Raw genomic sequence first — 24,676 nt, 5'->3', positions numbered from 1 at the left:
CGGGTCAGCCTCGATGCGTTTCACGGCCGGCTACGACCTTCTTGACGGGCTCGCCCTAAGCGCCGCCTTCAACAGAGCTTTGTCGGCGACTAGCTGACGCGCTTCGCCGGGGCCGAAAACGTCTTGCAGGATCCGGGGGAGCGAGTGTCGAACCCTCGTTTCGCCCAGTATTCGCCGTTGTCGTGTTTGCCGTTGTTCAAGCCCAGCGCATGGTGCATGTTGGCCAGCACGTACTGCACATAGGTTGGCTTGTGGTCTTCGGCGGTGTGCCCAAGGGAATCCCAGACGCTGCCGAGGAAGGCGGCCGCGAAACAGGTGGCCTGCATTTCCAGTCGGAGGCCCACGTCCCGCTTGCCGCTCTTCGGCGCTTTGTCGTATACCTTCTGCGCGGCGGGAAGGATGCCGGTGAGTTGCTGGATGTGGTAGGCGTAGCCACGCCCAATGCTCAGCAGGAGGGTCGGCCGGTTGAGTTCGTTGTTCCGCGCCCTCACCGGAGACCAGACGTAGATCGTCTTGCTCTTTCGGCAATACACGCTGGTCGTCTCGTGCGCCTCGCCGGAAACCCCGCACGCCTTCACTCGGTCGCCGTCTTTGATGACGAGTTTGGCGTGTTTGAAGGGGATCTTCGCCTTGGCGAGGATTGGCCGCCAGGCCTGTTCCAGGCAGGTCATGATGTTCTCGGCCTGTCGTTGCGTGTTGCCGAAGTCGGAGAAGTACGGCTCTTCGGTGCAGGTGACCACGGGTAGTGCGCCGGATTTGTAGATCGGATTCTTGGTGAGCACCCCCGGACCGGCCGGCACCGACACCGTTAACGAGAGAGCCATCGCGACATTAAGGATCAAGGACATATCGACGGATCCTAGTGATCAAACGTCCCGATCACGAGATTGCGGATTCGCCGCGTTCGAGTACGCAGCCGTCAGGACCGTCAGTTCGAAGACGGGATATTCCTCTTCGGCCCAGGGGAAGGCTCCGTTCTTCGACAACGATGTGCGCCGGTGACCTTGGAAGAAGAGTTGTTCGAGTTCCCCACACGTTGTAGGAGCAGGCGCGATTGGCCATCTCGACCCGCCGAAAGGCGATCCTCCAGGACGCGGACGCGTTCATCACGGGTCGTGGATTCGCGCGCCGAGCCTTCGATCAGGTCCCAGAAGCCGTTGACGTCCATGGAACGAGATTGTGGCGGTGGACGCGGACGGTGGGGAGACCGTCCGCGTCCCGGCTAGGTCAGGTCAGCTGCGGAGGGTCCACTGCTGGTTGGGGCCGCCGTTGCAGGTCCACAGGATGATTCTCGTGCCGTTCGCGGTGGCGCCGCCGGAGGCGTCCAGGCACAGGGAGGACTGGACGCCGGTGATGGTGCCGTTGGAGTTGACGTTCCACTGCTGGTTGGTCTGTCCGTTGCAGTCCCAGATGATGACCTGGGTGCCGTTCGTGGTGCCCTGGTTGCTGGCGTCCAGGCACTTGGTGCCGTACACCTGCAGCTGTTTGCCCGAGGTGTAGGTCAGGCGCTGGTTGGTGCCGCTGCCGCAGTCGTACAGCTGGGCCGGGGTGTTGTTGGCGGTCGAGCCGCCGGTGATGTCGACACAGCGGTTCGACTGGGTGCCGACGATCTGCTGTCCCCCACCACTACTGCCGCTGCCCTGCCGGACCAGCGACGCCGAGGAACGGGTGCCCTGGGCGTCCACGACGAACAGGCGGTATTCGCCGTTGGCCGTGGGGACGGCGATGGAGGTCGCGTTTCCCGCCGCCCTGGTCATCGTGGCGCCCGCGGTGAAGGTCGTCGTGCCCGAAGGGGCGAGCCAGATGGTCTTGGACGAGTCTCCGGTGCCGCGGATGGGGATCGAGGTCGTGCCGCTGCTCACGTACGTGCTGGCGGGGAGGACGTAGTCGGGCAGGGAGAGGTTGCTCTGCGGGATGACGCCGCGGTAGGCGTCCTCGAGGCCGGAGTTCACGGCGATGCCGTACGCCGCCGCCGGCCAGACGTAGTCGGAGGACACGAGGATGTCGTGGACGGTGCTGTTCGGCAGGTTCTTGTTGGAGACCTTGTTGATCGGCCCGTAGGTCTGCGTGATGCTCAGGTCGTGCTTGCGGCCCCAGTCGTCGGAGTTGATGAGCCACGTGATGTTCTTGTCGACGCTCAGGACGTTGTCGCGGAAGACCATGTTCCCCGAGCCCTCGTCGGGGTGGAGTCCGTACTTGTGGCCCGACGGGACGCCCTGCATGTAGTTGTTGGTGATCGTCGTCCCGGGCTGGTTGCCCAGCGTGTAGACGGGGGCAGTGTCGCTGAGGCGCTGCACCGTGTCGACGAAGTGGTTGTAGCTGATGGTGTTGTTCTTCGCCACGGTGGTCGGCACGTTGGGCCGGATCGAGCCTGACGATCCGTCGAAGTTCCACCAGCCCCAGCCGAGGGTCACCCCGGCCCACGGGGCCTTCTCGATGCGGTTGCGCTGGATCGACAGGGTGTCGGCGAAGTAGGCAGAGATGGGGCTGTGGCCGTAGAACAGGACCGCGCTGTCGTAGAGGTAGTTGTTCTTGATCTCGATGTTCCTGGGCGCGCCCTCGACCGCCGCGGTGTACTTCTCCCGGTTGGACGAGGTGTGGTCACCGATGTAGACGTGCTGGGGGTGGCCCACCGTGATGGCCGATCCGGCGATGTCGTTGGTGTAGTTGCCGATGAGCTGCGTGTTGATGACGTCGTTGACCAGGTTGACGCCGTCGACCCCGGTGTGCTGGATCCGGTTGCGCTGGAACACGAGCCCGTCGGCGTTGTCGACCTGGATGATGCCGGGCGCCGTGTCGACGTTGCGGTAGGAGTAGGCGTGGAAGTTCTGCTTGGCGTACGCGGTGGCGCCGAGGTTGCCCTGCTGGGCCTGCTTGAGCACCGAACCGGCCACGTTGAACAGGTTCCAGTCGGAGTGCTGGACCGTGAGGCCCGAGAAGGTGATGTTCCGGGCGCGGGCGCTCGTGGACGTGCCGGCGACCTTGATGAGGGTGGTCACGTTGTTCGGGGCGAAGACCGCCGCCGTCGACATGTTCTCGGAGCTGGCCTTGTAGTAGTAGAGCGTCTTGGTGCTCTTGTCGAAGAAGAACTCGCCCGCGGTGTCGAGGAACTCGTAGGCGTTCATGAGCTTGTGGGTCCCGCCGACCTGCGCGTTGCCGTTGAAGGCGCCTTGGGCGATGGCCGCGCCGGGCTGCTGGAACGTGGCGATGCGGCTGGAGCCGTCGGAGGTGACCGTGCGGACGCCGACGATGGCGGTGGTCCAGGTCGTGCCGGTCTCGATCTCGATGTCGTCCTGGTTGTTCGCGACGGCGGGGAAGTCGCTCAGGCTGTAGCGCGATCCGGCGCACTGCGAACCCGACTCCCACGCCCACGACGCCTGGCCCGCCGTGATGGTGTAGGTGCCGGTGCACCCCTGGGAGCTGACGGTCTTGGTGGCCATGAAGGCGCGCTTGTCGTTGACGTAGAGCGCGCGGAGCTTGTTGTTGCGGTTCAGCGGTGCTTTCCAGATGTTGCCGCTGTGCTGCGTCCACCCCGTCACCTGTACGCCGCCGGTCAGGTTCGGCGTCTCGTTCTGGTAGGCGGAGTAGATGACCCGGAAGCCGTTCGTACCGGAGTCGGCCGTCGTGAAGTCGATGGTGCTGGTGACCGGGTAGGTGCCCCCGCGAAGGTAGACGTAGATGTCGCCGGTCATGTTGCCGTTGATGGTGCGGACGGCGTTCCGCGCGCGTTCCACGGTCTTGAACGGTGCCGAGATCGTTCCGGCGTTGGAGTCGTTGCCGTCGGGGGCGACGTAGTAGGTGGCCTGGGTATCGGCCGAGGCCACCGGGCCACCGAACACGGCGGCGGCGAAGACCGTAAGCACCGCCAGCACCTTCCCGGTGGTGGATAAGGCTGACTTCACGCTCTGTTCCTCTCGCTTAATGTTTGCGCTAACACATCTGCACAAGACATATGACGTATGCCGACTGATGTCTCATGGAATGTCGCATCAACAAAGCGGTCTGGCAACAGGGGACGAACAGATCAACCGGATCCGAACCGTCGCCGCCGGGGGGCGAGGGCCGCGAGGCCTGCGGCGAGTGCGGGGAGTCCGATGACGAGGGCGGCGATCAGCGTCCAGGGGGTCTCGAACGACACTCTCGGCGGCGGGTCCCCTTCGATCGAGGTGGTCATGGGCCAGGCCAGGAGCAGGCCGATGGCGCATCCGGCCAGGGTGCCGAGCACCGTCCCGAAGGCCGTGGCGAACGCCGCTCGGCAGGCGATCGGCGACCGCAGGGGGCCTCCGGCCCGGAGCAGGACGCGTCTCGAACCGGCTGTGGAGATCGTGGCCAGTGTGCCGATGAGGGCGATGGGGATCGCCGCCGCCACGACGTACAGCCACGCCGTCGGAGACCGGTGGCCCTGTTCCAGGTGGGTGGTCGCGAGGTCGCCCAGCCGGCGGTCGAGTCGCTCCTGTTCGATCGGCGTGGTGCGATGGAGGGAAGGGTCGATGATCAGTTGCTCCGGCTCCAGGTCTAAGCCGAGGTTCTGCACGACCTTCGCGGGGATGAAGACCTCCGCCATCCGGGGATCGGCGGGCCTGACGGTGACCATCGGGAGGGTTCTGGTGCGGCCGACGGACTCCACCTGCGCCGACGTCACCTCTTCGTCGTCTGCCGCGACCATCACGATCGTGCCCTGGTCGTAGGGGGTCGCGGGGTCTCCGGTGAGGTAGCGGAGCAGCGCCTCGTCGCCGATCTGGAAATCCTCCCAGAAGTGGGAATCGGGGGTCTTCACCTGCAGGAGGCCGAACCCGTCGAAACCGTTGTTCCGCACGATGGGGGCGCCGGGCAGCTCGTCCAGGATGGCGGCCCGCAGGGTGGCCTCGTCTTCCGGGGAGAACCCTTCCACGACCAGGGCGCCCGGCGGCGCTTCGGGCTGGTAGTACGCCCTGGCCTGCGCCGACAGGGCGAAGGTGATGATCATCACGGCGACCGCGACGGCGGTCGCGGTCATCGTGGTGGCCACGCCGGGAGCGGTTCGAGACGGCCGGGCGGCCAGGTGGCGCGCGGCCGGCCTGACGGCCGGAGGCAGGCGTGAGACGTTCCGGCCGAGGACTCTCAGCAGCCATGGGGTGGCGGGGTTCAGGCCGAAGATCAGCAGTGCTCCGGCCGGCACGCCCGCGATGGCGGCCAGCAGCGACCCGAATTCGTCGTAGTGCCCGTCTTCGTGGGTGAACGCCGCGATCAGCGCCAGGATCACGAGTCCGGTTCCCGACAGGGCCGCCCCGAGGCGCGGGCGGTCTCGGGCGGCCAGGAAGAGGGGGCCGCACACGAGCGCCAGCGGAACGCACACCACCGCCAAGAGCACGATCATCTCGAGCACGGGCACATGCTAACGGGGTGCGATCGTTACTCTGCGCTTCTGTCGCGAGGCGCAAGACTTTCGTCGATTTCCGCAAAAGGGTATGGGCAACACGAAGATCTCGATCTATATTACGGCGCAGAGCAGCATTAATGTCCCCTGTGTTACAGCGCCGAAATGGGGCTTGCCATGCGGAAATTACCCCTCTTATCCGTCTCACTGCTCACAGCACTGTCGTGGCTCGTGGTGCCCGCTCCCGCGCGGGCCGCTCTGCCGCCTCAGGAGCCGGGTGTCACTCTTCGTACGTATGACGTGCAGGTCGAGCTGTCCAAGCTCTGCGTGCTCAAGCCCGGTCAGACGCCCAACGTGGACAAGAAGATGCCCACGATCGACTGGGTGTCCGACGCCGATTTCGGGCTGGTCGACAAGTTCGTCACCGAGGTCACGGCCAATATCTCCATCGCCACCGCCGGTGTCCACGAGTTCCGGCTCTCCAGCGACGACGGCTCCCGGCTGACGATCGACGACACGGTCGTGATCACCAACGACGGGCGGCACGGGGTGATCGCCGTCGACGGCACGATCGCGCTGACCGCCGGGTATCACGCGCTGCGCATCGACCACTTCGAGCACCTCTTCGGCCAGCAGCTCAAGCTGGAGTGGAAGCCGCCGGGGGCCGCCGGGTTCACGCTCGTGCCGAACTCGGTGCTGAGCACGGACGCCGGTGTGGTGCGGGTGACCGCCCCAGGGCGCAAGGAGTGTGAGAGCGGGGCCGACTCCCCCGGCGACGGGTTGCCGCTGGAGTCCGTCCACCCCGACTTCACCCTCACCGCCCTTCGGCCCAGCGGGTTCGAGCCGCAGGTGAGCGCGATGGACTGGCTGCCGGACGGCCGGTTGGCGATCGCCACATGGGGCGGCTCCGACAAGACGCTCGGCGAGGTCTACCTGCTCGACCACGTCACCGGCCAGACCTCGGCCGCCCAGGTGACCACCAAGAGGATCGCGAGCGGGCTCAAGGAGCCCATGGGCATCAAGTACGTCGACGGCAAGCTCTACGTGTCCGAGAAGAACCGCCTGGTGGAGCTGAACGACACCAACGGCGACGAAGTAGCGGACGACCTCAGGACCGTCGCGACCTGGCCGTTCGGCGGGAACTTCCACGAGTTCGCGTTCGGCATGCTCTACCGGGACGGGCACTTCTACATCAATCTGTCCGTCTCCATCAACTACGGCGGCGCCACCACCGACCCGCAGCCGGCACCGAACCGGGGCACGACCATCAAGGTCGACAAGGCCACCGGCGCGGTCGAGTACATCGCCGGAGGTCTGCGTACACCGAACGGCATTGGATGGGGTCCCAACGACGACCTGTTCGTCATGGACAACCAGGGCGGCTGGCTGCCGGCCTCGAAGCTCGTCCACATCAAGCAGGGCCGGTTCTTCAACCACTACACCAACCCCGACGGGCGGTTCGACAACAACCCGGTCACCAAGCCGGTCCTGTGGCTGCCGCACAACGAGATCGCCAACTCGCCCAGCACGCCGCTGCTGCTCAAGGAGGGCAGGTTCGCGGGGCAGATGCTGTTCGGCGACGTCACCTACGGCGGCATCCAGCGCGCCTTCCTGGAGAAGGTCGACGGCGAGTACCAGGGCGCGGTCTTCCGCCTCACCCAGGGTCTCGAAGCGGGGATCAACCGGATCAGCCTGGGGCCCGACGGCGCGATCTACGCCGGAGGTCTCGGCTCCACCGGGAACTGGGGGCAGGCGGGCAAGCTCATGTACGGCCTGCAGAAGCTGACCCCCGGCGACCCCAAGGCGTTCGACATGCTGAAGATGCGCGCGATCGCGGGCGGCTTCGAGGTGGAGTACACCCAGCCGCTCTCGGAGCAGACCGCCGCGTCGCTGGCCGGTAAGTACCAGATCACCCAGTGGCGGTACGCCGCCTCCTCCACCTACGGCGGTCCGAAGGTCGACGAGGAGCCGCTGACCGTCACCTCCGCCGACCTGAGCGCCGACGGGAAGAAGGTCACGCTGAAGATCGCGGGCCTGAAGGCCGACCGCGTGGTGCACCTGCGCTCGCCGCGCCCGTTCGCCTCGGCGTCGGGGCAGCCGCTCTGGAGCACCGAGGCCTGGTACACGCTCAACACCCTGGTCGACGGCCCGCAGCTCGATTCCGTGTACGAGGCGGAGAGCGCCTCCCACAGCGGCGGCGCCAACCTGGCCACCGACCACCTGAGCTACACCGGCAGCGGTTTCGTCGCCGGCTACGGCAACCAGGGCGCGGCCACGCAGTTCGCCGTGACCGTCCCCCGCGACGGCGTCTACCACGTGGGGCTGCGCTACTCCAACGGCCCGAACCCGGCGCCGGGCAACAAATCCGTCAGCGTGTACGTCAACGGAACCAAGATCAGGCAGGTGCCGCTGCCCTCCACGGTGTCGTGGGAGCAGTGGGCCACCCGGGTCGAGCCGCTGGCGCTGAACGCGGGCGCCAACACCATCACCTACAAGGTCGACCCCGGCGACACCGGCCACGTCAACCTCGACAACCTCACCGTCGCCGCGCAACGGGTCTTCGAAGCGGAGAACGCCACGCTGACCGGTGGCGCGAAGTCGAACAACGACCACCCGGGCCACACCTACAAGGGTTTCGTGGACGGCTACTGGAACGCGGGCGCGAGCACGTCGTTCAGCGTGTGGTCCGACACGACCGGCCCGCACAACGTCGGTCTCCGCTACGCGGCCGACACCGTCAGAACGGTGAGCGTGTACGTCAACGGCGAGAAGGTCAGGCAGGTGCGGCTGGCCTCCAGCGGCGGCTGGCAGTCGTGGGCCGTCCAGACCGAGCAGCTCCCGCTGAAGCGCGGCACCAACGAGATCACCTACAAGTACGACACGGGTGACTCGGGCAACGTCAACCTCGACCACATCAGCGTGTCGCTCGCGCAGCGGATCACGCTGTTCGACGGGTCGACCCTGGCGGCCTGGGAGAAGCGGGACGGCAACACGGCCACCTGGCCGATCGCGAACGGCTCCGCCGAATCCCTCGGCGGCGACATCCGCACCCGGCAGACGTACGGCGACTTCAAGCTCCACGTCGAGTGGCTGGTGCCCGACTACCCGGCGAACGTGACCGGTCAGCAGCGCGGCAACAGCGGCGTCTTCCTCCAGGAACGCTACGAGGTCCAGGTGCTGGAGTCCGCGGGTGACCCCGCGCCGCTGATCAACGGGGCGGGCGCGATCTACAACAAGCGCGCGGCCGACAGCAACGTGACCAACCCGCCGGGGACGTGGCAGACCTACGACATCACGTTCCGCGCGGCCCGCTACACCAGCACGGGCGTGAAGGTCGACAACGCGCGGGTGACGGTCGTCTGGAACGGCGTGGTCGTCCACAACGACGTGGCCGTCGACGGCGGCACGGGCGACAACATCGCGGAAAGCGTGGCCACGGGCGGCATCCGCCTCCAGGACCACGGCGACGCGGGCGAGAACCCCCGGTTCCGCAACGTGTGGATCGAACCCCTCTCCTAACCATCGGAACCGATCCGGCGGGCCGTCAACGTGGACGGCCCGCCGGATCGGCCGGGTAGTGGCCGTAGTGCCGCTGCCGCAGGCGTTCGTAGTAGGCCAGGGCCACCAGAAAGATCACCGGCACGACCACCACGGCCCAGGTCAGGACACTCAACGGTCCTCCGATGACGGCGCCGGTGATCACTCCGAAGCCCAGCGGATGGGCCGCGACGAACCGCTGGAACCGGGTCGGCGCGACACCGCCGCCCAGGAACCTGTCGAATAACCACAACCTCGGCATGCGGGGCCGCATCGGGCGGGCCGCGGTCCATGCGGCGAGAGTGCCGTTCATGGCGCTTTCCGCGAAGGAGACCCGGTCGCGCATGTCGCTTCGGCAGGCGTCGGCGCCGACGTCATCGGTGGTGAACGTCTCCCACAGGCCGCCGGGGGTCAGGAACCTGCCGGCGTGACGTGTTCCGAGTCTCTCGTCGACGAGCAGGAGGGCGCCCAGGGCGTCTTCCTGGTCGTAGCGGTTCTCCACCTGCGGCAGGTAGCGGTCGAGATAGGCCGACAGGACGGCCGCGTCTTCGGCCTCGCCGAACCGGGCCAGGGCCACGCAGTATCCGGCGCCCGCGTACACGAATTCGCTGTCGAGGAGCAGTCTGCTCAGCCGGTCCCGGAACCCGACGCGGCGGTCCAGTGCGATGAGCCAGGCGGCGGTGAGCCGTGAGCGCCAGTCGCCGTCGAGCAGAACGCCGAGGTCGTGGTCGGAGATGCGGCGGGCGTCCCTCGCGAGCTTGCGCCCGAACCTGACCACCCCACGGTCGGAGAGGGCGAAGAGGTTCCCCAAGAGGTGGATGTAGCGCTTGGTCCGGCTGCGACCCGGGACGACGTAGCGCCACACCAGTCTGATCATCTCGTCGTCCGGCGGAAGCGGCATACGCACTCGGTCATCATCGCGGCCGGGATGCCGGTTGGCCAGGAAGGTGACCGAAGGCGATCAGACCATCGCTTTGGGTAGTGTTCCGTATCCTCGGAATGGCGAAAGCCCAGCTCACGGTACGTCAAGCCGGATCACGGGATCGCTTGCGCGTACTTTTCCGTGGAACGCCGGGGGCGGCTGTAACGATCATCAGGTGTGCTCCTGAGCAATCGAGCCGTCTTCGCCAGTTCCGATCTCGACGAGGTCCGTGGTGAGGTCGCCAAGGTGTTCTGCCCGCACCGGCTGGACCTCGCCGGGGACGCGGATCTGCTGTCGGCCCGGTTCAACTCGGTCCAGCTCGGGTCGGTGCGGGTCAGTTATCTCGACTACGGGGCCGACGTCCACATCGAGCCGGGGGAACTCGGGACGTTCTTCCTGGTCATGATCCCGCTCACCGGGCGCAGTCTCATCCGGGCCGGGGGCCAGGAGGTGGTGTCCGACCCCATGCTGGCGGCGATCCCCTCGCCCACCAGTCATCTCGACATGCGGTGGGCGGCGGGGTGCCCTCAGCTGATCGTCAAGTTCGAGCGGGCGTCCATCGAGCAGTCGCTGGAGCAGATGCTCGGGGAGCGGCTGACCGACCCGGTCGTCTTCGACCTCGGGATCGATCTGACGACCGGATGGACCCGGTCGTGGCGGGACATGGCCGATCTGCTCGTCAGGGAGGGTGAGCGGGACGACGGGCTGGGCGGGCATCCGCTGGCCATCGCCCATCTGGAGAACGCCCTGATCACGCTGCTGCTGACCATGCAGCCGTCCAACTATCTGGAACGGTTGAGGGCACCCAAACCGGCCGCGCTGCCGAAGATCGTGCGGCGGGCGATGGAGTTCATCGAGGAGCACGCGCATCTGCCGCTGACCACCGCCGACATCGCGGGGGCGGTGGCGGTGAGCAGCCGTTCGCTTCAGGAGGGGTTCCGGGCGCATTCGGGGCTGACGCCGACGGCCTACCTGCGGCAGGTGCGGCTGGCGCGGGTGCACGACGAGCTGCGCGGCGCCGATCCCGCCCGGGTCACGGTGACCACCGTCGCCGCCCGGTGGGGCTTCCTGCACCAGGGACGGTTCGCCGCTCTCTACCGCGCGAAGTACGGCGTGCCGCCGTCGGAGACATTGCGGCGGTAAGTGGATGAGGTCCGCGCTCAGCGGATGGCTCGGAGTGAGGGACCGAACGTACCGTTCTTGTCAGGCGCCGAACCGAAACACTCCTGACACCCGGAAGGGATCACCACCATGCGTGAGATTCTCGTCGTCGGCGCCGGACAGGCCGGGCTCCACCTGGCCATCGGACTGCTCCAAAACGGCTACGACGTCACCGTCGTCTCCAACCGCACCCCCGAGGACATCCGCGACGGGCGGGTGATGTCGGGCCAGGCCATGTTCGGCACCGCCCAGTCCCGTGAACGGGAGCTCGGGCTCGACTGGTGGACGAACGTCTGCCCGCCCATCGACGGCATCGCGCTCACGGTTCCCGCGCCCGGCGGCGGCAAGGCGCTCGACTGGGCGGCGCGGCTCGACGCCCCGGCCCGGTCGGTCGACCAGCGGCTGAAGATGCCCGCCTGGCTGGGCGAGTTCGAGCGGCTCGGCGGCAAGCTCGTCCTGCACGACGCCACTCCGGCCGATCTCGAAGACTATGCCGAGCGGTACGACATGGTGCTCGTCGCCGCGGGGAAGGGGCCGATCGCCTCACTGTTCGAACGGGACGCGGCGCGGTCTCCGTACACGACCCCTCAGCGGGCGCTGGCGGTCACCTATGTGAACGGGCTCGCGCCCCGGCCGGAGCACTCGGCGGTCTGCTTCAACCTACTGCCGGGGGTCGGCGAGTACTTCGTCTTCCCCGCGCTCACCCACACCGGGCCCTGCGAGATCATGGTGTTCGAGGGGGTGCCGGGCGGTCCGATGGACTGCTGGGGCGACGTACACACACCTGACGAGCACCTGGCGCGGAGCCGCCAGATCCTGGAGACCTTCTTCCCGTGGGAGGCCGAGCGCTGCGACGGCATCGAGCTCACCGACGCCAATGCGACGCTGACCGGACGGTTCGCGCCGACGGTCCGGCGCCCGGTCGCGACGCTGCCCTCGGGCGCGCCGATCCTCGGGGTCGCCGACGTCGTGGTGCTCAACGACCCGATCACCGGGCAGGGCAGCAACAACGCCGCCAAGTGCGCCGCCACCTACCTGCGGGCCATCGTCGAGCGGGGGGCGCAGCCGTTCGACGCGGCCTGGATGCAGGAGACCTTCGAGCTCTTCTGGACGAACGCCCGCCACGTCACCGACTGGACCAACGCCCTGCTGGCCCCGGCGCAGCCCCACCACCTGGCGCTGCTGGGTGCCGCCGGGCAGCGGCCGGAGATCGCCCACCGGTTCGTCAACGGGTTCGACGACCCCGCCGACTACGCCGAATGGTTCCTGGACGCCGACCGCGCCGAGGCCTACCTGGGCGGGGTCGCGTCATGAGATCGCTGCGCGAGGCCCTCGGGCAGTTCGCGACCGGCGTGGCGGTGATCACGACCGTCACCGACGCCGGGGAGCGGGCCGGGGTGACGGTCAACTCGTTCACCTCGGTCTCGCTCGACCCGCCGCTGGTGCTGTGGTGCCTGTCGAACCGGGCGCCGAGCGCGGCGCTGTTCCTGCGGGCCGGGCGGTTCGCCGTGAACGTGCTGGCCGCCGGCCAGGACCACCTGTCGCAGCGGTTCGCCACGCCGTCGGCCGACAAGTTCGCCGGGGTGGAGCTGCTCGGCGCTCCCCTGCCGATCCTCGCCGGGACGCTGGCCAGTTTCGTCTGCCGGACCGAACGCGTGCACGACGGCGGTGACCACCACATCTTCGTCGGGGCGGTGGAGGGCTACCAGCGGGCCGAGGGGGAACCACTGGTCTTCCACTCGGGTCGCTACCGCGGGCTGGTCGGGGCGGCCTAATCGATGTCCCACTCCTTGAGCTTGAGGGTCCGCCTCGACGTTCCCGGATAGACGACGACCAGGTGTTCCTCCTGGCCACCGATCCGGGCGTAGACGCGGACCCGGTAGCGGCCCTTCCCCGCGATCGCCAGGTTCGGCATGGGAGCGGCGGCGCCCACGCCGTCGCCGTCCATCTCCGGGATGGTGATCGTGCCGCTGCGGCTGACGAGCGGGACCTCGGTGACCTGGTCCCAGCCGGCCAGCCGCCGGGGCGGCGCGGCGCGGAAGGCCTTGACGGTGAGACACAGTTCAATGACGTCGTCGAGGTGGCCGACGAGAGCCGCGCCGTCGCCCAGCCCGATCCCGGTGTCGCCGTCGAAGAGCCTGTCCATCAGCCCGTCGAACGACTCCTCGCCCGTGTCGCCGACCGGGTCGTAGACCATATAGCCGGGGTCGCCGTCGGCGAACAGGAAGTAGTTGGCCGTGGCCTGGACGACGCCCTTCGTCTTCGGCCACGGGTCGCGGCAGGCCGCGTTCGCCTCGGCGATGTAGGCATCGTGGTCGGCCTCCTCCTCCGCCTCCGACCGCAGCAGATCGGGCCGCGCCGCGCCGACGACGTCGGGGCAGAGGTAGACGAGGTCCCAGTCGTCCACGCCCCAGGCGGGCCGTTCGCTCCCGGCCCGCGTCAGGATCGCCTCCTGCGCCTCCCGGTCCTTCGCCCCGCACAGCTCACGCCCGTAGGCGAGAACCTCCTGGTCGGACGAGGTGTCCGGGAACATCGGCGGTATCCCGCTGTCGACGCTCCGAGCCCGGCACAGGAACGCGTCGTCGAGCTCCTCCGGCTTGAGGTCGCCGAAAGGGCGCCGGTCGTAACAGTCCATGTCCCAGCCGCTGTACGTGAGGCGCGGGGTCTCCTCCGGGGGAATCGACGCGATGATCGGCAGAACGATCACGGACGCCGTCGCGACCCTGGCCAGGCGCTGCCGCCCGGGGTGGACGTCCTCCACCGGGCCGCCGCCGACGGCCATCTCACGGGCGGTCGCCGCGATCCACAGAGTGCCGAGGAGCCCGATCGCGTCGAGCCCGATCGACATCCCCGAACCACCGAAGGAGAAGTCGGTGAAGTAGAAGAACGCCGGGATGTACACGCCCAGCGACAACCAGCCGGCGATCAGCGTGCCGACGCTCCACCGCCCGTCGCGCCGCTGCCCGACGAGCGTGAGGACGTTCCCCAGCAGTCCGGCCACCATCAGGACCAGGTAGACGATCTCGTGCGGCGGGAGTTCGGGCAGGTCGAGTTCGTCGAGCAACTCGTCGATCAGCCCGACCGATCCGACCGCGAACATCACTCCGGCCGCGGCCCGCAGCAGGGGGGAGCGCCAGTGGATCACCAGCAGAAAGAGGACGTTGATCGAGGTCCACAGGACGAGCTGGAAGATCAGTTCGGCCTCGTCGGGCAGGAACCGGAACGGGATCCACAGCACGAGAACGTCCGCCACGGCCACGTACAGCAGCACGCGCAGCGCTCTCGCCCTGCCGTCGAGCGGCCCTCGCTCGGGAGTGCGCAGGATCAGCCACAGGAACACGGCCTTCACCAGGGCGGTGAGGACCAGCATCACTTTCATGGTGGTGTCGAACCCGTGGGGCTCGATGTAATCCAGCACGTCGTTGTACGACCAATGGGCGGCCGACCAGAGCAGGCCGTCGCTGAACAGAACGCCCACGATGACCGAGACAAGAATGAGGCCGACTAATCCGACCCTGATAAATCGCCAGATACGTTCATAAATCACGGGTCGGGATCCTAGCGGACCCGACCGACATCAATCGCTGCCGCGCACGTGCCCGAAATGGGACGGTGAATGGGAGTCACCGTCGTCCTCGTGCCAGTTGACGAAATCCGGCCCGCCGTTGACCAGGATCAACCTGCTGTCGCCGGGTTCGGGAAGATGGAACCTCACGATCCTTTCGTCTCGGAACGCTCGAACATCAGATCGACGCGTCGCAAAACCCCGTCATTCTCGAATAGCCCAGAGCCGAAACTCCCGGTCCCATGCGACGGCGATTCCATTTCACACTCGGCTTTCTTCCAGCGAGCGGGCCAGATTCAGGAGGTCGGGCAGTCGGAGAGTCCGGCCGCCGCTTCCCGGAAGGGGAACGTGGAGGCGTTCGGTCCATCGGGCGGGAATCGCGGGCAGGCCGTACACGGCTCCGGCCAGGGCGCCGGTGACCGCGCCGAGCGTGTCGGTGTCGCCGCCCAGGTCGATCGCGGCGCGGACCGCGTCGTCGAAATCGGTCGTGGTGCGCAGTGCCCAGAGTGCCGAGCCGAGACAGGGCCAGACGGCGCCGTTGAACTCGGTCGCGTCGGCCGGGTGCCACGCCGGGGAGGTGACCGTGGCGTAGCGCGCCCGGTGATCCGGGTGGACGGCGGCCAACGTCGCGGGGAGTTCCGCGAGGGGATCGGCACCGGTCAGGGCCACGCGCAGCAGGTCGTGGAAGAGGGCGACGCCCTCGCCCGCCGCCGGGTCGCCGTGCGTCAGCGCCGAGAGGCGACGGGCCGCGTCCATGGTGGCCTCGCGGCCCGACGCGGCGAAGTAGACCGCCGAGGTGGCCGCGCGCATGAGGGAGCCGTTGCCCGCCGCGTGGCGCGCCGTCCGGTAGTGGGCGTCGGCGGCCCGGTCCCAGGGGAGGCCGCGGGTCAGGACGTCCTCGGTCTGGAGGCCGATGTCCTTCGGGTCGTCGGCCGCCCATCGCCGGAAGCGGGTGAACACGTCCTCCAGGTCGAGGCCGCCGCGTTCGAGCAGGGATTCGGCCACGTGGACGGCCATCTGGGTGTCGTCGGTGGCCTCACCGGGGTCCCAGCCGCCGCCTCCGCGCATCTCGTCCCCGGACGCGGAAAGCGCACCCGGAGGGCCGAACTCGAACGGCGCGCCCAGGGCGTCGCCCACCGCCGAACCGACGACCGCACCGGCGGCCCGCTCTCCCCGGTTCACTAGGGCCGGCTGAAATCGAGTTCCAGCCCCTGGGCCTCATAGCTTTTCTTCGGGACGTCCGCGATGACCCTGGTCACCTTTCCCTTCAGGGTCATGACGACGAACTCCCGCAGCGTGCCGCGCACCCGCGAGACGATCAGATGGTCGTCGTCCCACCAGCCGTGCACGACCATTCCGCCCTTGGGCACCGGAACGACGCCTTTCGCTTTTCCGGTCTTCACGGACCAGATACAGACGTCTCCTTCAGGGCAGCCCGTCAGGAAACGGTCGCCCTTCGGGGAGAAGGTGTTCTCCTCCCCCGCGACGGAGCCCTTTCCGGTGAGGGTGCGCCGGACTTTTCCGTCCGGGGAGAGAAAGCGGATGGTCTTGTCGTCGAAGGCGACGATCTGTTCTCCGTCGGGGGCCCCGATGTAGCTGAAGTCGTCGTAGGACTTCGGCATCCGGACATGGCGGGTCCGCGCGGTGCCGGCGTCGATCGTCTGGAAGCCCTCCTGCCCGTCCTGTCCGATGAAAATCCGCTGCACGATGCGCTTGCTGTCGGGCGCCCACGAGAACCAGCCGCCGCTGTACGGCGTGCAGATGCTCGGGAATTTCACCGATTGGATGGCGCCCGTCAGGTGGCCGTAGATCTGGAAGGTCTCGCAGTCGTTGTCGTCCAGCAGGTCGTTGGCGGCCATCACGCGGGAGCCGTCGGGAGAGACCGCGGCCCGCCACACGCCGGACTGCGCGGCGAACTTGCCGGTGCCGGGGGTGCGCACGTAGGCGTGCGGCTTGTCCTCGTCCCGGTAGTACGAGGTCACGACCTTCGGATCCGTCGACCGTTCGTAGACCGTGACGTCGGTTCCCGGGAGTTTGATCTCGGTGACACCGATGGGGAACGGGACCGCGGCCATCATGACCATCAGGGCACTGATCAACACGTCCGGAGACTAGAAGCGGCGACTCGACCAGGACCAGCACGGCCCGGTAACGGGGCTATCGCAACCGGGCCCGCAGCGCCGCCACGTCGGCCGCGGCCATGCCCGCCTCCAGGAGATACCTTTCGGCGTCGAAGCCGTCGAGGGCCTCGTACACGGCGGTTCTGAGCGTGGTCCCCTTGGCGCGCAGGATCTCCTCGATCTCCGCCGTCTGGTCGTCGATGCCCAGGTCGGCGTAGAGGGGGATCAGCCGTCGCGTGCTGGCCTCGTAGTCGTCGGCGATCGCTTCGCGGGTGACCCCGGCCAGTGACAGCAGGAGCATGACGATCAGGCCGGTGCGGTCGCGGCCCAGGCCGCAGTGGACGAGGACGCCGCCCTCGGGGGCCCGCGCCACGGCGGTCGCGACGGCCACCGCCTGGGCGGGCTTCGCCTCGAGGAAGTAGCGGTAGTAGAGAGGGGTTCCATCGAGCTCGTTGCGGCGGATGTGGTCCCAGACGGCGGTGTCGGCCATGTCGTCGAGGTCGACGCGGATCGTGGTCAGGCCGGCGGGGCGCGCGTCGGGGGACGACGCCTCGCGGAGGTCGACGACGGTCCGCACCCCGTAGGCCGTCAGGGCGGCCCAGCCGGTGGCCGTCAGGCGTTCGGGGTTGTCCGATCGGACCAGCGCTCCGTGGGGAGTGTGACCGCCCTCGTGAAGGGGGAGACCTCCCAGGTCTCGGGTGTTGTGGCAGCCTTCCCACGCCAGATGGGGCACGATGGATCCTTTCCGGTTCGGGGGCAATGGTGAACATAAATCGACATTTACCTGACTCTCCGCATTGACCGGCCCGACACTGTCAGTCAACACCGTTGTCGCAGGTCGCCCGCATGAAATGTCAATTTAACGCAGATATATCTTGACTTGTGAGCGCGGAGGGCCTATCACTTGGTGGGCAGAAGTCGGCGATCTCCCATATGGCGGCATGATGACAACTGAATCCGGTTCGGCTCAAAGTCGCGACGAATACCGGGCTATGCAGGCCGAGGCGTTCAACCGCATCGGATCACGATACGACGATGCCTTCCCCCACAAGGAGGGGCAGATCGCTGCCGGGGAGTGGCTGATCAAGCAGCTCCAGCCGGGTGCCCGCGTCCTCGACGTCGGTTGTGGCACCGGTGAGCCGACCTCCAAGCAGTTCGCCGAGGCGGGCTGCGAGGTGACCGGGATCGACATCTCGCCCGTCATGCTCGACCTGGCGCGCAAGAACGTGCCCGAAGGGACCTTCCTGGAGCGTGACGTCGTCGAGATCGACACGTCGCTCGGACGGTTCGACGCCGTGGTGGCGTTCTTCTCGCTGCTGATGCTGCCCCGGGCCGACATCGCCACGGCGCTCCAGCGGATCCACGACGTCATCGTGCCCGGCGGGCTGCTGGCGCTGAGCATGGTCGAGATCGACCTCGACGACGTGCCGTTCCAGTTCCTCGGGGCGCCCGTGCGGGTCACCGGCTACCTGCGGGAGGACCTGCGGGCGCTGGTCGAGGAGACGGGGTTCACCGTGGTCGTCGAGACCGACATCTCCTACGCCCCGGCCACCACGCAGGCTCCGCCGGAGATCCAGCTGTTCCTCAACTGCCGGCGTAACCAGTTCTGAAGTGATCGACACCGAGGGTCTGGCGTTTCTCGGTGACACGGCCCGGGCCATCGGCGACTGCCTCGATCCGGAGCAGGTCGCGCGCCTGCTCTGCGAGGCGGCCGTGCCCCGGCTGGCCGACGCCGCCGCCGTCTATCTCGACGGAGGTGCCGTGCACCGGCTCGACCCGCGGGGGCGGCTGCCCTCGCGCTGGTCGGGCGACCCGGCCGCCACCGTCCCGGAACTGGTGGGCGGGCGGCTGCTGACCGTGCCGCTGCGCGCCTACGGCGAGGCCATCGGATGCGCGGTGCTCGCCCGGGACCGTGAACGCGACGAGTTCGACCAGGACGACGTCCTGATCGCCGGTCAGCTCGGGGTTCCCGCGGCGCTGACCATCTTCCACGGACGATTACATCGCCAGCAGCTCGAAACGCTGGAGATCCTGCAACGCGGGATCCGGCCCGGTCAGCCTCCCTCTCTGCCCGGTCTGGAGATCGCCTACCGCTACCAGCCGGCCGCCGCGCGCGTGGGCGGCGACTGGTTCGACGTCATCCCCCTGCCCGGATCCCGGGTGGCCCTGGTCGTCGGTGACGTCATGGGCCACGGCCTGGACGCTGCCGCGATCATGGGGCAGTTGCGCATAGCCGTACAGACCCTGGCTTCTCTCGACCTTCCGGCCGAGCAGGTATTGCAGTCGCTCGACGAGATGGCGCAGCGTCTGGCCGCCCAGACGATCACGACCTGCGTCTATTGCGTGTACGACCCCGTCCAGCGCCGCTGCACGATCGCGAGCGCCGGTCATCTGCCGCCGATCCTGGTGAGCCCCGAGGGCAAGGCCGACGTGCTGCAACCTCCGGCGGGCACCCCGATCGGGCTCGGCCGCAACGCGTTCGAGACGGTCGAGATCGCGGCCGACGACGACAGCATGCTCGTCCTCTACACCGACGGCCTGGTCGAGGAGCGCGGCGAGGACATCGGCGTCGGGGTCGAACGCCTGCGGCGCGGCCTGGCGGGCGTGCGCCCGATCGAGGAGGTCTGCGACAGCGTGGTCCCGAACACGCCGATGCGCGACGACGTGACGATGCTCGCGATCCGGTTCACCGGCATCCCGAGCGACGACGTCGCCCAGTGGCTGCTGGAACCGCAGGCGCAGACCCCCGCCCGGGTGCGCGGGCTGATCCGGCGCACGCTGGCCGGATGGGGCCTGCACACCCTCATCCCGACGGCCGAACTGCTCGCCTCGGAGCTGGTGACCAACGCGGTCCGGGCGACGGCCCGGCCGATCACGGTACGGCTGCTGCGCACCGACAGCCTGCTGTGCGAGGTCAGCGACGACGACCACCGCATGCCGAAGATGCGCGAACCCGGCCGTTACGACGACGAGGGCCGCGGCCTCTTCGTGGTGAACCAGTTGGCGGAAAGGTGGGGCACGAGCCGGGTGGCGGGAGGTAAGACGGTCTGGTTCAGCCTCCCGGTGAAGGGGGTCTGACCGAAGACCCCCCGCGTGAAAGGTGTCCGGTTGAAGCGCCTGGCAAAGCTCGTTCGCGACGACAATCTCGACCTCTACCTGCTGGCGCTGGTCGCGCTCGTGTTCACCGTGCTCGGCAGCGTCGGCCTGGCCGAGACGTCGGTGCTGATCTCGGTCACGCTGGCGGTCCTGGCGCTCCTGGCGTTCTCGCAGATCAAGTCGCGCCGCCAGGTCGCCGATCTGGTGGCCGACCACCGCCTGCTCCGCGACGACTTCCCCGCCGACCTGGCCGCCCGGCGGGCGCGGGCGCGCGACTACCTGTTCATCGGGCGGTCGATGGCACGCACCTCCAACACGATGCGCTTCGAACTTCGACGCATATTGGAGAACGGCGGCCGAGTGCGGGTGCTGATCGCCGATCCCGACAACGATGCGGTGATCACAGCGGTTGCTCTGCACAGCGCAGGCGGAGCCGACCCGGCGCTACTGGCCGGGCGCATCCGGGGAGTGCTGGCCGAACTCGATCAGATCCGGTCTACAGGGAGACTGGAGATCCGACTGGCCGGGTTCGTCCCCTCGATGGGCCTCCAGATCATCGACGGCGTCTACATCTGCGCCCAGCGTTTCGAGCATCGTCCGGCCGCCGAGAGCGGCCCGATCCTCGCACTGGAGCCGCGTGACGGCGCCTGGTTCCACCGGTTCGCCGCCGAGGCCGAGCGGATGTGGGATGACGGGACCCCTTGGCCCGAATAGTCAGGACCGCTTGACACCATCCGTCACAAATGCAAAGTTTCTTTACTGAGAGCGCTCTCACGGTCTCGTCCATTCCGCTGCCCCCAAGGACCTGTCGTGAGAAAATCCATCCTGACCAGCGCCGTCTTAGTGCTGGGGGTGGCCTTCGGGCTGCCCTCGGCACCTGCGTCCGCTGCCGCCCCAGAACCCGTTTCCCCGGAGAAGGCCCTCCAGCGCGACCTCGACCTGACCCCGGCCGAGGCCCGGATCCGGCAGGCCCACGAGGCCGCCGCGATGCTCGTCGAGAAGAGCGTCAAGACGAAACTCGGCGACCGTTTCGGCGGCGCCTGGTACTCCCCCGGCTCGGAAAGGCTCCAGGTCGGTGTCCTGACCGAGGCCGACGCCGCGTTCGTGCGGGCGGCCGGAGGTGCGCCCGTACAGGTCGGGCGCAGTGAGAAACAGCTGACCACGGCGAAGGCGGCCCTCGACAGGGCGCCGGTGAACGAGAAGGTGCACGCCTGGTACGTCGACCCCGCCCAGAACACGCTCGTGGTGGCCGCGGCCGACCAGGCCAGCGGTGCCGCGTTCGCCGGGAAGGCCGCCGTCGACGCGAAGGTCGTCGTCACCGAGGCGCCCAAGCCCCTCTACGACCTGCGGGGCGGCGACCAGTACGTCATCAACGGCAACACCCTCTGCTCGGTCGGCTTCCCGGTCAACAACGGCGGATTCGTCACCGCCGGGCACTGCGGCGGCACCGGCTCCCCGACCCTGGGCTACAACAACGTCTCCCAGGGCACCTTCGCGGGCAGCTCGTTCCCGGTCAACGACTACGCGTGGGTCCGCACCAACGCCAACTGGACCCCGCGCCCCTGGGTCAACAACTACGGCGGCGGCAACGCCTCGGTCGCCGGTTCGAACGAGGCCGCGAGCGGTTCGTCGATCTGCAGGTCGGGCCGCACGACGGGCTGGCGCTGCGGCGTCGTCCAGGCCAAGAACGTGACCGTCAACTACGGCAACGGCCAGCTGGTGTACGGCCTCACCCAGACCACCGCCTGCGCCGAGGGCGGCGACTCGGGCGGCGCGTGGATCACCGGTGACCAGGCCCAGGGCGTGACCTCCGGCGGTTCGGGCAACTGCTCGACCGGCGGCACCACGTTCTTCCAGCCCGTCAACGAGATCCTCGGCGCCTACGGACTCCAGCTCACCACGACCGGTGGCGGCGGCTCGACGAGCCGCCTGGTCGGCTGGCAGAACAAGTGCGTCGACGTGCCGAACAGCAACGCCGTCGACGGCCAGCGCCTCCAGCTCTGGGACTGCAACAACACCAACGCCCAGAACTGGACCTTCCCGGGTGACGGCACCGTGCGCGCTTTCGGCCTCTGCATGGACGTGGCCTGGGGCTCCACCGCCAACGGCGCCGCGATCCAGCTCGCGACGTGCAGCGGCAACCCGGCCCAGCAGTTCGTCCTGTCGGGCGCGGGCGACCTGGTCAACCCCCAGGCCAACAAGTGCGTGGACGTGACCGGCTGGGGCGGCACCGGCACCCCGCTCCAGCTCTGGGAGTGCAACGGCGGCGCCAACCAGAAGTGGCGCCGCGCCTGATCCCGTGACGTGTCGCCGCCTCAGCCCCGGGGCGGCGGCATTTCTCATGAAAATTATGGAACGTTTGAAACGCGGGCCCCGATAGTCCACCGACGTATCACCCGAAACGAAGGAGCCGTGGTGTTCCGCCGCTTACTGACCGTTCTCGCCCTGACCGCGACTTCACTCGTGGGCGTCACCGCGCTCCCGGCCCACGCCGACAGGACCTTCCGGGGCGACGGCGACGACGTCGTCAGCGTCAAGGCGACCAAGACCCCCGGCCTGATCACGTTCACGTACGAGGGCGAGTCGAACTTCATCGTCTACACGATCAACCCGAAGGGGAAGAAGGACGACCTTCTCGTCAACGAGATCGGCTCGTGGACTGGAACGGTCCTTTACAACGACCCGGCGAGCTTCGGCAACACCGGGACCGCCGGCCTCCAGATCCAGGCGGAGGGCCCGTGGACCGCCACCTTCAAGCCGGTCGCCAAGGCCCGGTGCTGGTGCTCGGCGACCATCCGCGGCGAGGGCACCCAGGTCCTCAAACTCAACCCCACCCGGGGCCTGCGCACCATGAACGCCACCCACAACGGCAAGTCCAACTTCATCGTGTACGGCTACCAGAGCCTCACCGACTATCCCGACCTGCTCATCAACAAGATCGGCCGGTACAAGGGCAAGGTCCTGTTGACCCAGGGCACCCGTCTGGTCACCGTCCATGCCGACGGTGTCTGGGTTCTGCGACGGAACTAGTGCTGATTCCCCACTCAGTCTGAGTACGAAAGCGGTGCACCGGCCCGCCCCGATGGAAGATCCTTTGGGGCATGAAATGGTGGATTTTCCTGGTTTCCCTGTGTTTCGCGATATTCGCCGCCTGGCTGACCTTCTCGACCGGCGTGGCCCCCAGCACCGTGCTGGCGATCGGGGTCGGCGCGGTCAGCCTGATCTGGCTGCTGGTCCTGCTGACCGTGCCGTGGAACCTGTACTTCACGGCCCGCAGGGTCGTCCACGAGACCCATCTGTCGCGGGAGCGCGGCATCGAGGTGCCGCAGGCCCGTGAGGACGAGGCCCGGGGCATCGCGAAGCGGATGCTGCGGCTGGCGGTGCTGGGACATGTGGTGTCGGCGGCGGTGATCGCGGCGATCACCTACTTCTCGGGTGAGTACGTCGGCTACTACTTCGCCGGGTTCTACCTGCTGGCGACCATGTTCCGGCCGACGGGCGCCTACCTGACCCATCTGAAGGACCGGGTCGGCACCCTCATGGAGGAGCTGCACTACCCGAGGCAGGACGTCGCGACGCTGCGTACCGACGTCAAGAACCTGACCGACGCCCGCACGTCCATCGAAGAGTCGCTCAAGGAGCTGACCGAGGACCTCCAGCGGGCCCGCGACGAACTCGCCGCGACGCGGTCGGTCCTGGAGGACGCCGACCACGACCTGAACCGGCGGATCACCCTGATGACACGCCGCTTCGACGAGACGGTCGACGGGCTGAGCGACAACCAGGAGCTCATCACGGGGCTCAAGGCCTTCCTCCGCCTGGTACGTTCCGAGACCGCCTAACCGGGCGCGGGCATCGTCCGCAGCTCGTCACCTTGCAGCGACCCCAGCAGCCAGCCGTTCGCCCAGGGCACGACGTTGGCGGGGGCCGGGTCGATGCCGGACAGTCTGCGCTCGATGCCGCCGTTCTCGTCCAGGACCAGGATCGAGCCGGCGGGCGGGTCGTTCTCGTCGGTCAGGAAGCCGGTGGGCAGGCGGACCGCGAACTGGCGGGTCCACGTTCCGGGCAGGATGCGGTCGTCGAGGAGGGGGACGCGGTCGTACACGCTCAGAAGGAGCTTTCCGCCGGGGGTGCGGGTGAGGCCGTCGCCGATGCCGGGGACGTGGTCGAGGAAGGTCGTGACGGTTCCGCCGGTCAGGGAGACGCGGGTCACGCGGTAGCGGGTCGACTCGACGACGAGCAGGGAGTCGCCGGTCACGGCGATGCCGTTGGGGAAGTAGAGGTCCTTCGCGAGGGTGGTGGTCGCCTTCGACGACGGGTCGTAGCGGAGGAGCCTGCCTCGGGGGCGGCCCTCCAGGAAGTCGTACACGGAGAAGGCGGAGCCCTCCAGGGTCGAGTTGTTCAGCCTGCTGTTGGAGTCGGAGAAGTAGACCATCCCGTCGTCGGCCACGGCGAGGTCGTTGGCGAAGCGGATCGGTTCGCCGTCGGCGGTGTCGGTGAGCAGGGTGACGGTCCCGTCGGGGGCCACCGACTGGAGGCCGACGCCGTGGTTGGCGACGAGCAGGTTGCCGCTCGCGTCGAACGCCAGGCCCAGCGGGCGCCCGCCGACCTGGGCGAACGGCTCCGGTTTCGGGGTCAGGCGCATGATGCGGCCGTCGATCAGCCCGGTGTGGACGCGGCCCGACCCGTCGACGGCCATGTCCTCCGGACCGGGCAGTGCGCTCAGCGCGGTGACGCCGATGGCGGGGGTGTCGCGAGCCACGACGGCGGGCGGGCCGGGGTCCCAGGCCACCGGGTCGAAGGGTTCGACGGGCGGGCGGAGCACGACGAAGTAGGCGCCGATCAACAGCGCCACCGCGCCGACTCCGGCGAGGGCTGAGGTCCTGAGGTTCACCCGGCCGAGTCTCCGGCCGCCCTCG

At 68.2% G+C, this 24,676-nt stretch carries 20 protein-coding genes; 10 read left to right on the top strand and 10 right to left on the bottom strand.

Annotated features, from left to right (window positions below; genetic code table 11):
• Window positions 1-89 precede the first annotated feature (89 nt).
• The 3 genes from ACYQ78_RS23255 to ACYQ78_RS23245 all read right to left on the bottom strand — a co-directional run bounded on the left by ACYQ78_RS23255 (window position 90) and on the right by ACYQ78_RS23245 (window position 5,365).
• Window positions 90-848 (bottom strand): neutral zinc metallopeptidase, encoded by a 759-nt coding sequence (locus tag ACYQ78_RS23255; protein WP_459803001.1) that lies wholly within the window; start codon window positions 846-848, stop codon window positions 90-92.
• 384 nt (window positions 849-1,232) lie between these two features.
• The gene (locus tag ACYQ78_RS23250; protein WP_459803000.1) at window positions 1,233-3,902 is read right to left on the bottom strand and encodes an RICIN domain-containing protein; all 2,670 of its coding nucleotides are present in this window, start codon (window positions 3,900-3,902) and stop codon (window positions 1,233-1,235) included.
• A gap of 122 nt (window positions 3,903-4,024) precedes the next feature.
• Window positions 4,025-5,365, bottom strand: a complete 1,341-nt coding sequence (locus tag ACYQ78_RS23245; RefSeq protein ID WP_459802999.1) for a hypothetical protein — start codon at window positions 5,363-5,365, stop codon at window positions 4,025-4,027.
• 168 nt (window positions 5,366-5,533) lie between these two features.
• Here ACYQ78_RS23245 and ACYQ78_RS23240 point away from each other — a divergent pair, with 168 nt between their 5' ends.
• Window positions 5,534-8,875, top strand: a complete 3,342-nt coding sequence (locus tag ACYQ78_RS23240; RefSeq protein ID WP_459802998.1) for a family 16 glycoside hydrolase — start codon at window positions 5,534-5,536, stop codon at window positions 8,873-8,875.
• A 25-nt stretch (window positions 8,876-8,900) separates the two neighbouring features.
• Here ACYQ78_RS23240 and ACYQ78_RS23235 read toward each other — a convergent pair whose 3' ends face one another.
• Window positions 8,901-9,770, bottom strand: coding sequence for a DUF6000 family protein (locus tag ACYQ78_RS23235; protein WP_459802997.1), 870 nt, complete (start codon window positions 9,768-9,770; stop codon window positions 8,901-8,903).
• 222 nt (window positions 9,771-9,992) lie between these two features.
• On the opposite strand from ACYQ78_RS23235, the gene ACYQ78_RS23230 reads away from it, so the two are divergent.
• From ACYQ78_RS23230 to ACYQ78_RS23220, 3 genes are all read left to right on the top strand, one after another.
• On the top strand, window positions 9,993-10,958 hold the full coding sequence (locus ACYQ78_RS23230) for an AraC family transcriptional regulator (protein ID WP_459802996.1): 966 nt from the start codon (window positions 9,993-9,995) through the stop codon (window positions 10,956-10,958).
• Between the two features lie 108 nt (window positions 10,959-11,066).
• The gene (locus tag ACYQ78_RS23225) at window positions 11,067-12,290 is read left to right on the top strand and encodes a styrene monooxygenase/indole monooxygenase family protein (protein ID WP_459802995.1); all 1,224 of its coding nucleotides are present in this window, start codon (window positions 11,067-11,069) and stop codon (window positions 12,288-12,290) included.
• Complete coding sequence (locus ACYQ78_RS23220) at window positions 12,287-12,751, top strand: flavin reductase family protein (RefSeq protein WP_459802994.1); 465 nt, start codon at window positions 12,287-12,289, stop codon at window positions 12,749-12,751. Before ACYQ78_RS23225 ends, ACYQ78_RS23220 begins: the two co-directional genes overlap by 4 nt.
• Here the strand turns inward: ACYQ78_RS23220 and ACYQ78_RS23215 are convergent.
• From ACYQ78_RS23215 to ACYQ78_RS23195, 5 genes are all read right to left on the bottom strand, one after another.
• Window positions 12,748-14,454 carry a hypothetical protein gene (locus tag ACYQ78_RS23215; RefSeq protein ID WP_459802993.1) on the bottom strand — a complete coding sequence of 569 codons (1,707 nt, stop codon included), beginning with the start codon at window positions 14,452-14,454 and terminating at the stop codon, window positions 12,748-12,750. The genes ACYQ78_RS23220 and ACYQ78_RS23215 overlap by 4 nt on opposite strands.
• 99 nt (window positions 14,455-14,553) lie before the next feature.
• A complete protein-coding gene (locus tag ACYQ78_RS23210; protein WP_459802992.1) occupies window positions 14,554-14,691 on the bottom strand; it encodes a hypothetical protein in 138 nt (45 codons plus the stop codon).
• A gap of 111 nt (window positions 14,692-14,802) precedes the next feature.
• Window positions 14,803-15,723, bottom strand: coding sequence for an ADP-ribosylglycohydrolase family protein (locus tag ACYQ78_RS23205; RefSeq protein WP_459802991.1), 921 nt, complete (start codon window positions 15,721-15,723; stop codon window positions 14,803-14,805).
• Window positions 15,723-16,643 carry a WD40 repeat domain-containing protein gene (locus ACYQ78_RS23200; RefSeq protein WP_459802990.1) on the bottom strand — a complete coding sequence of 307 codons (921 nt, stop codon included), beginning with the start codon at window positions 16,641-16,643 and terminating at the stop codon, window positions 15,723-15,725. The genes ACYQ78_RS23205 and ACYQ78_RS23200 overlap by 1 nt, the downstream gene beginning before the upstream one ends.
• A gap of 55 nt (window positions 16,644-16,698) precedes the next feature.
• A complete protein-coding gene (locus ACYQ78_RS23195; RefSeq protein ID WP_459802989.1) occupies window positions 16,699-17,394 on the bottom strand; it encodes a tyrosine-protein phosphatase in 696 nt (231 codons plus the stop codon).
• 208 nt (window positions 17,395-17,602) lie between these two features.
• Here ACYQ78_RS23195 and ACYQ78_RS23190 point away from each other — a divergent pair, with 208 nt between their 5' ends.
• The 6 genes from ACYQ78_RS23190 (at window position 17,603) to ACYQ78_RS23165 (ending at window position 23,599) form a co-directional block, all read left to right on the top strand.
• Entirely contained in the window at window positions 17,603-18,271 is a 669-nt protein-coding gene (locus ACYQ78_RS23190) for a class I SAM-dependent methyltransferase (RefSeq protein ID WP_459802988.1), read from the top strand.
• 1 nt (window position 18,272) lies between these two features.
• On the top strand, window positions 18,273-19,739 hold the full coding sequence (locus ACYQ78_RS23185; protein WP_459802987.1) for an ATP-binding SpoIIE family protein phosphatase: 1,467 nt from the start codon (window positions 18,273-18,275) through the stop codon (window positions 19,737-19,739).
• Window positions 19,740-19,769: 30 nt separating this feature from the next.
• Window positions 19,770-20,471, top strand: coding sequence for a hypothetical protein (locus ACYQ78_RS23180; protein WP_459802986.1), 702 nt, complete (start codon window positions 19,770-19,772; stop codon window positions 20,469-20,471).
• 96 nt (window positions 20,472-20,567) lie between these two features.
• Window positions 20,568-22,052 (top strand): ricin-type beta-trefoil lectin domain protein, encoded by a 1,485-nt coding sequence (locus ACYQ78_RS23175; protein ID WP_459802985.1) that lies wholly within the window; start codon window positions 20,568-20,570, stop codon window positions 22,050-22,052.
• A gap of 120 nt (window positions 22,053-22,172) precedes the next feature.
• On the top strand, window positions 22,173-22,787 hold the full coding sequence (locus tag ACYQ78_RS23170; protein WP_459802984.1) for a hypothetical protein: 615 nt from the start codon (window positions 22,173-22,175) through the stop codon (window positions 22,785-22,787).
• A gap of 71 nt (window positions 22,788-22,858) precedes the next feature.
• Complete coding sequence (locus tag ACYQ78_RS23165; protein ID WP_459802983.1) at window positions 22,859-23,599, top strand: hypothetical protein; 741 nt, start codon at window positions 22,859-22,861, stop codon at window positions 23,597-23,599.
• Here the strand turns inward: ACYQ78_RS23165 and ACYQ78_RS23160 are convergent.
• Entirely contained in the window at window positions 23,596-24,651 is a 1,056-nt protein-coding gene (locus tag ACYQ78_RS23160; protein WP_459802982.1) for an SMP-30/gluconolactonase/LRE family protein, read from the bottom strand. The genes ACYQ78_RS23165 and ACYQ78_RS23160 overlap by 4 nt on opposite strands.
• Window positions 24,652-24,676 lie beyond the last annotated feature (25 nt).

This window comes from Herbidospora sp. RD11066 (genome assembly GCF_054661255.1).
This window is presented reverse-complemented; position numbering and strand designations above follow the sequence as displayed.

What these genes read in the sequence shown, in the direction of transcription:
- ACYQ78_RS23255 (WP_459803001.1), bottom strand. Translation starts at nt 848, where the DNA reads ATGTCCTTGATCCTTAATGTCGCGATGGCTCTCTCGTTAACGGTGTCG.
- ACYQ78_RS23240 (WP_459802998.1), top strand. Translation starts at nt 5,534, where the DNA reads ATGCGGAAATTACCCCTCTTATCCGTCTCACTGCTCACAGCACTGTCG.
- ACYQ78_RS23235 (WP_459802997.1), bottom strand. Translation starts at nt 9,770, where the DNA reads ATGATCAGACTGGTGTGGCGCTACGTCGTCCCGGGTCGCAGCCGGACC.
- ACYQ78_RS23225 (WP_459802995.1), top strand. Translation starts at nt 11,067, where the DNA reads ATGCGTGAGATTCTCGTCGTCGGCGCCGGACAGGCCGGGCTCCACCTG.
- ACYQ78_RS23220 (WP_459802994.1), top strand. Translation starts at nt 12,287, where the DNA reads ATGAGATCGCTGCGCGAGGCCCTCGGGCAGTTCGCGACCGGCGTGGCG.
- ACYQ78_RS23190 (WP_459802988.1), top strand. Translation starts at nt 17,603, where the DNA reads ATGATGACAACTGAATCCGGTTCGGCTCAAAGTCGCGACGAATACCGG.
- ACYQ78_RS23165 (WP_459802983.1), top strand. Translation starts at nt 22,859, where the DNA reads ATGAAATGGTGGATTTTCCTGGTTTCCCTGTGTTTCGCGATATTCGCC.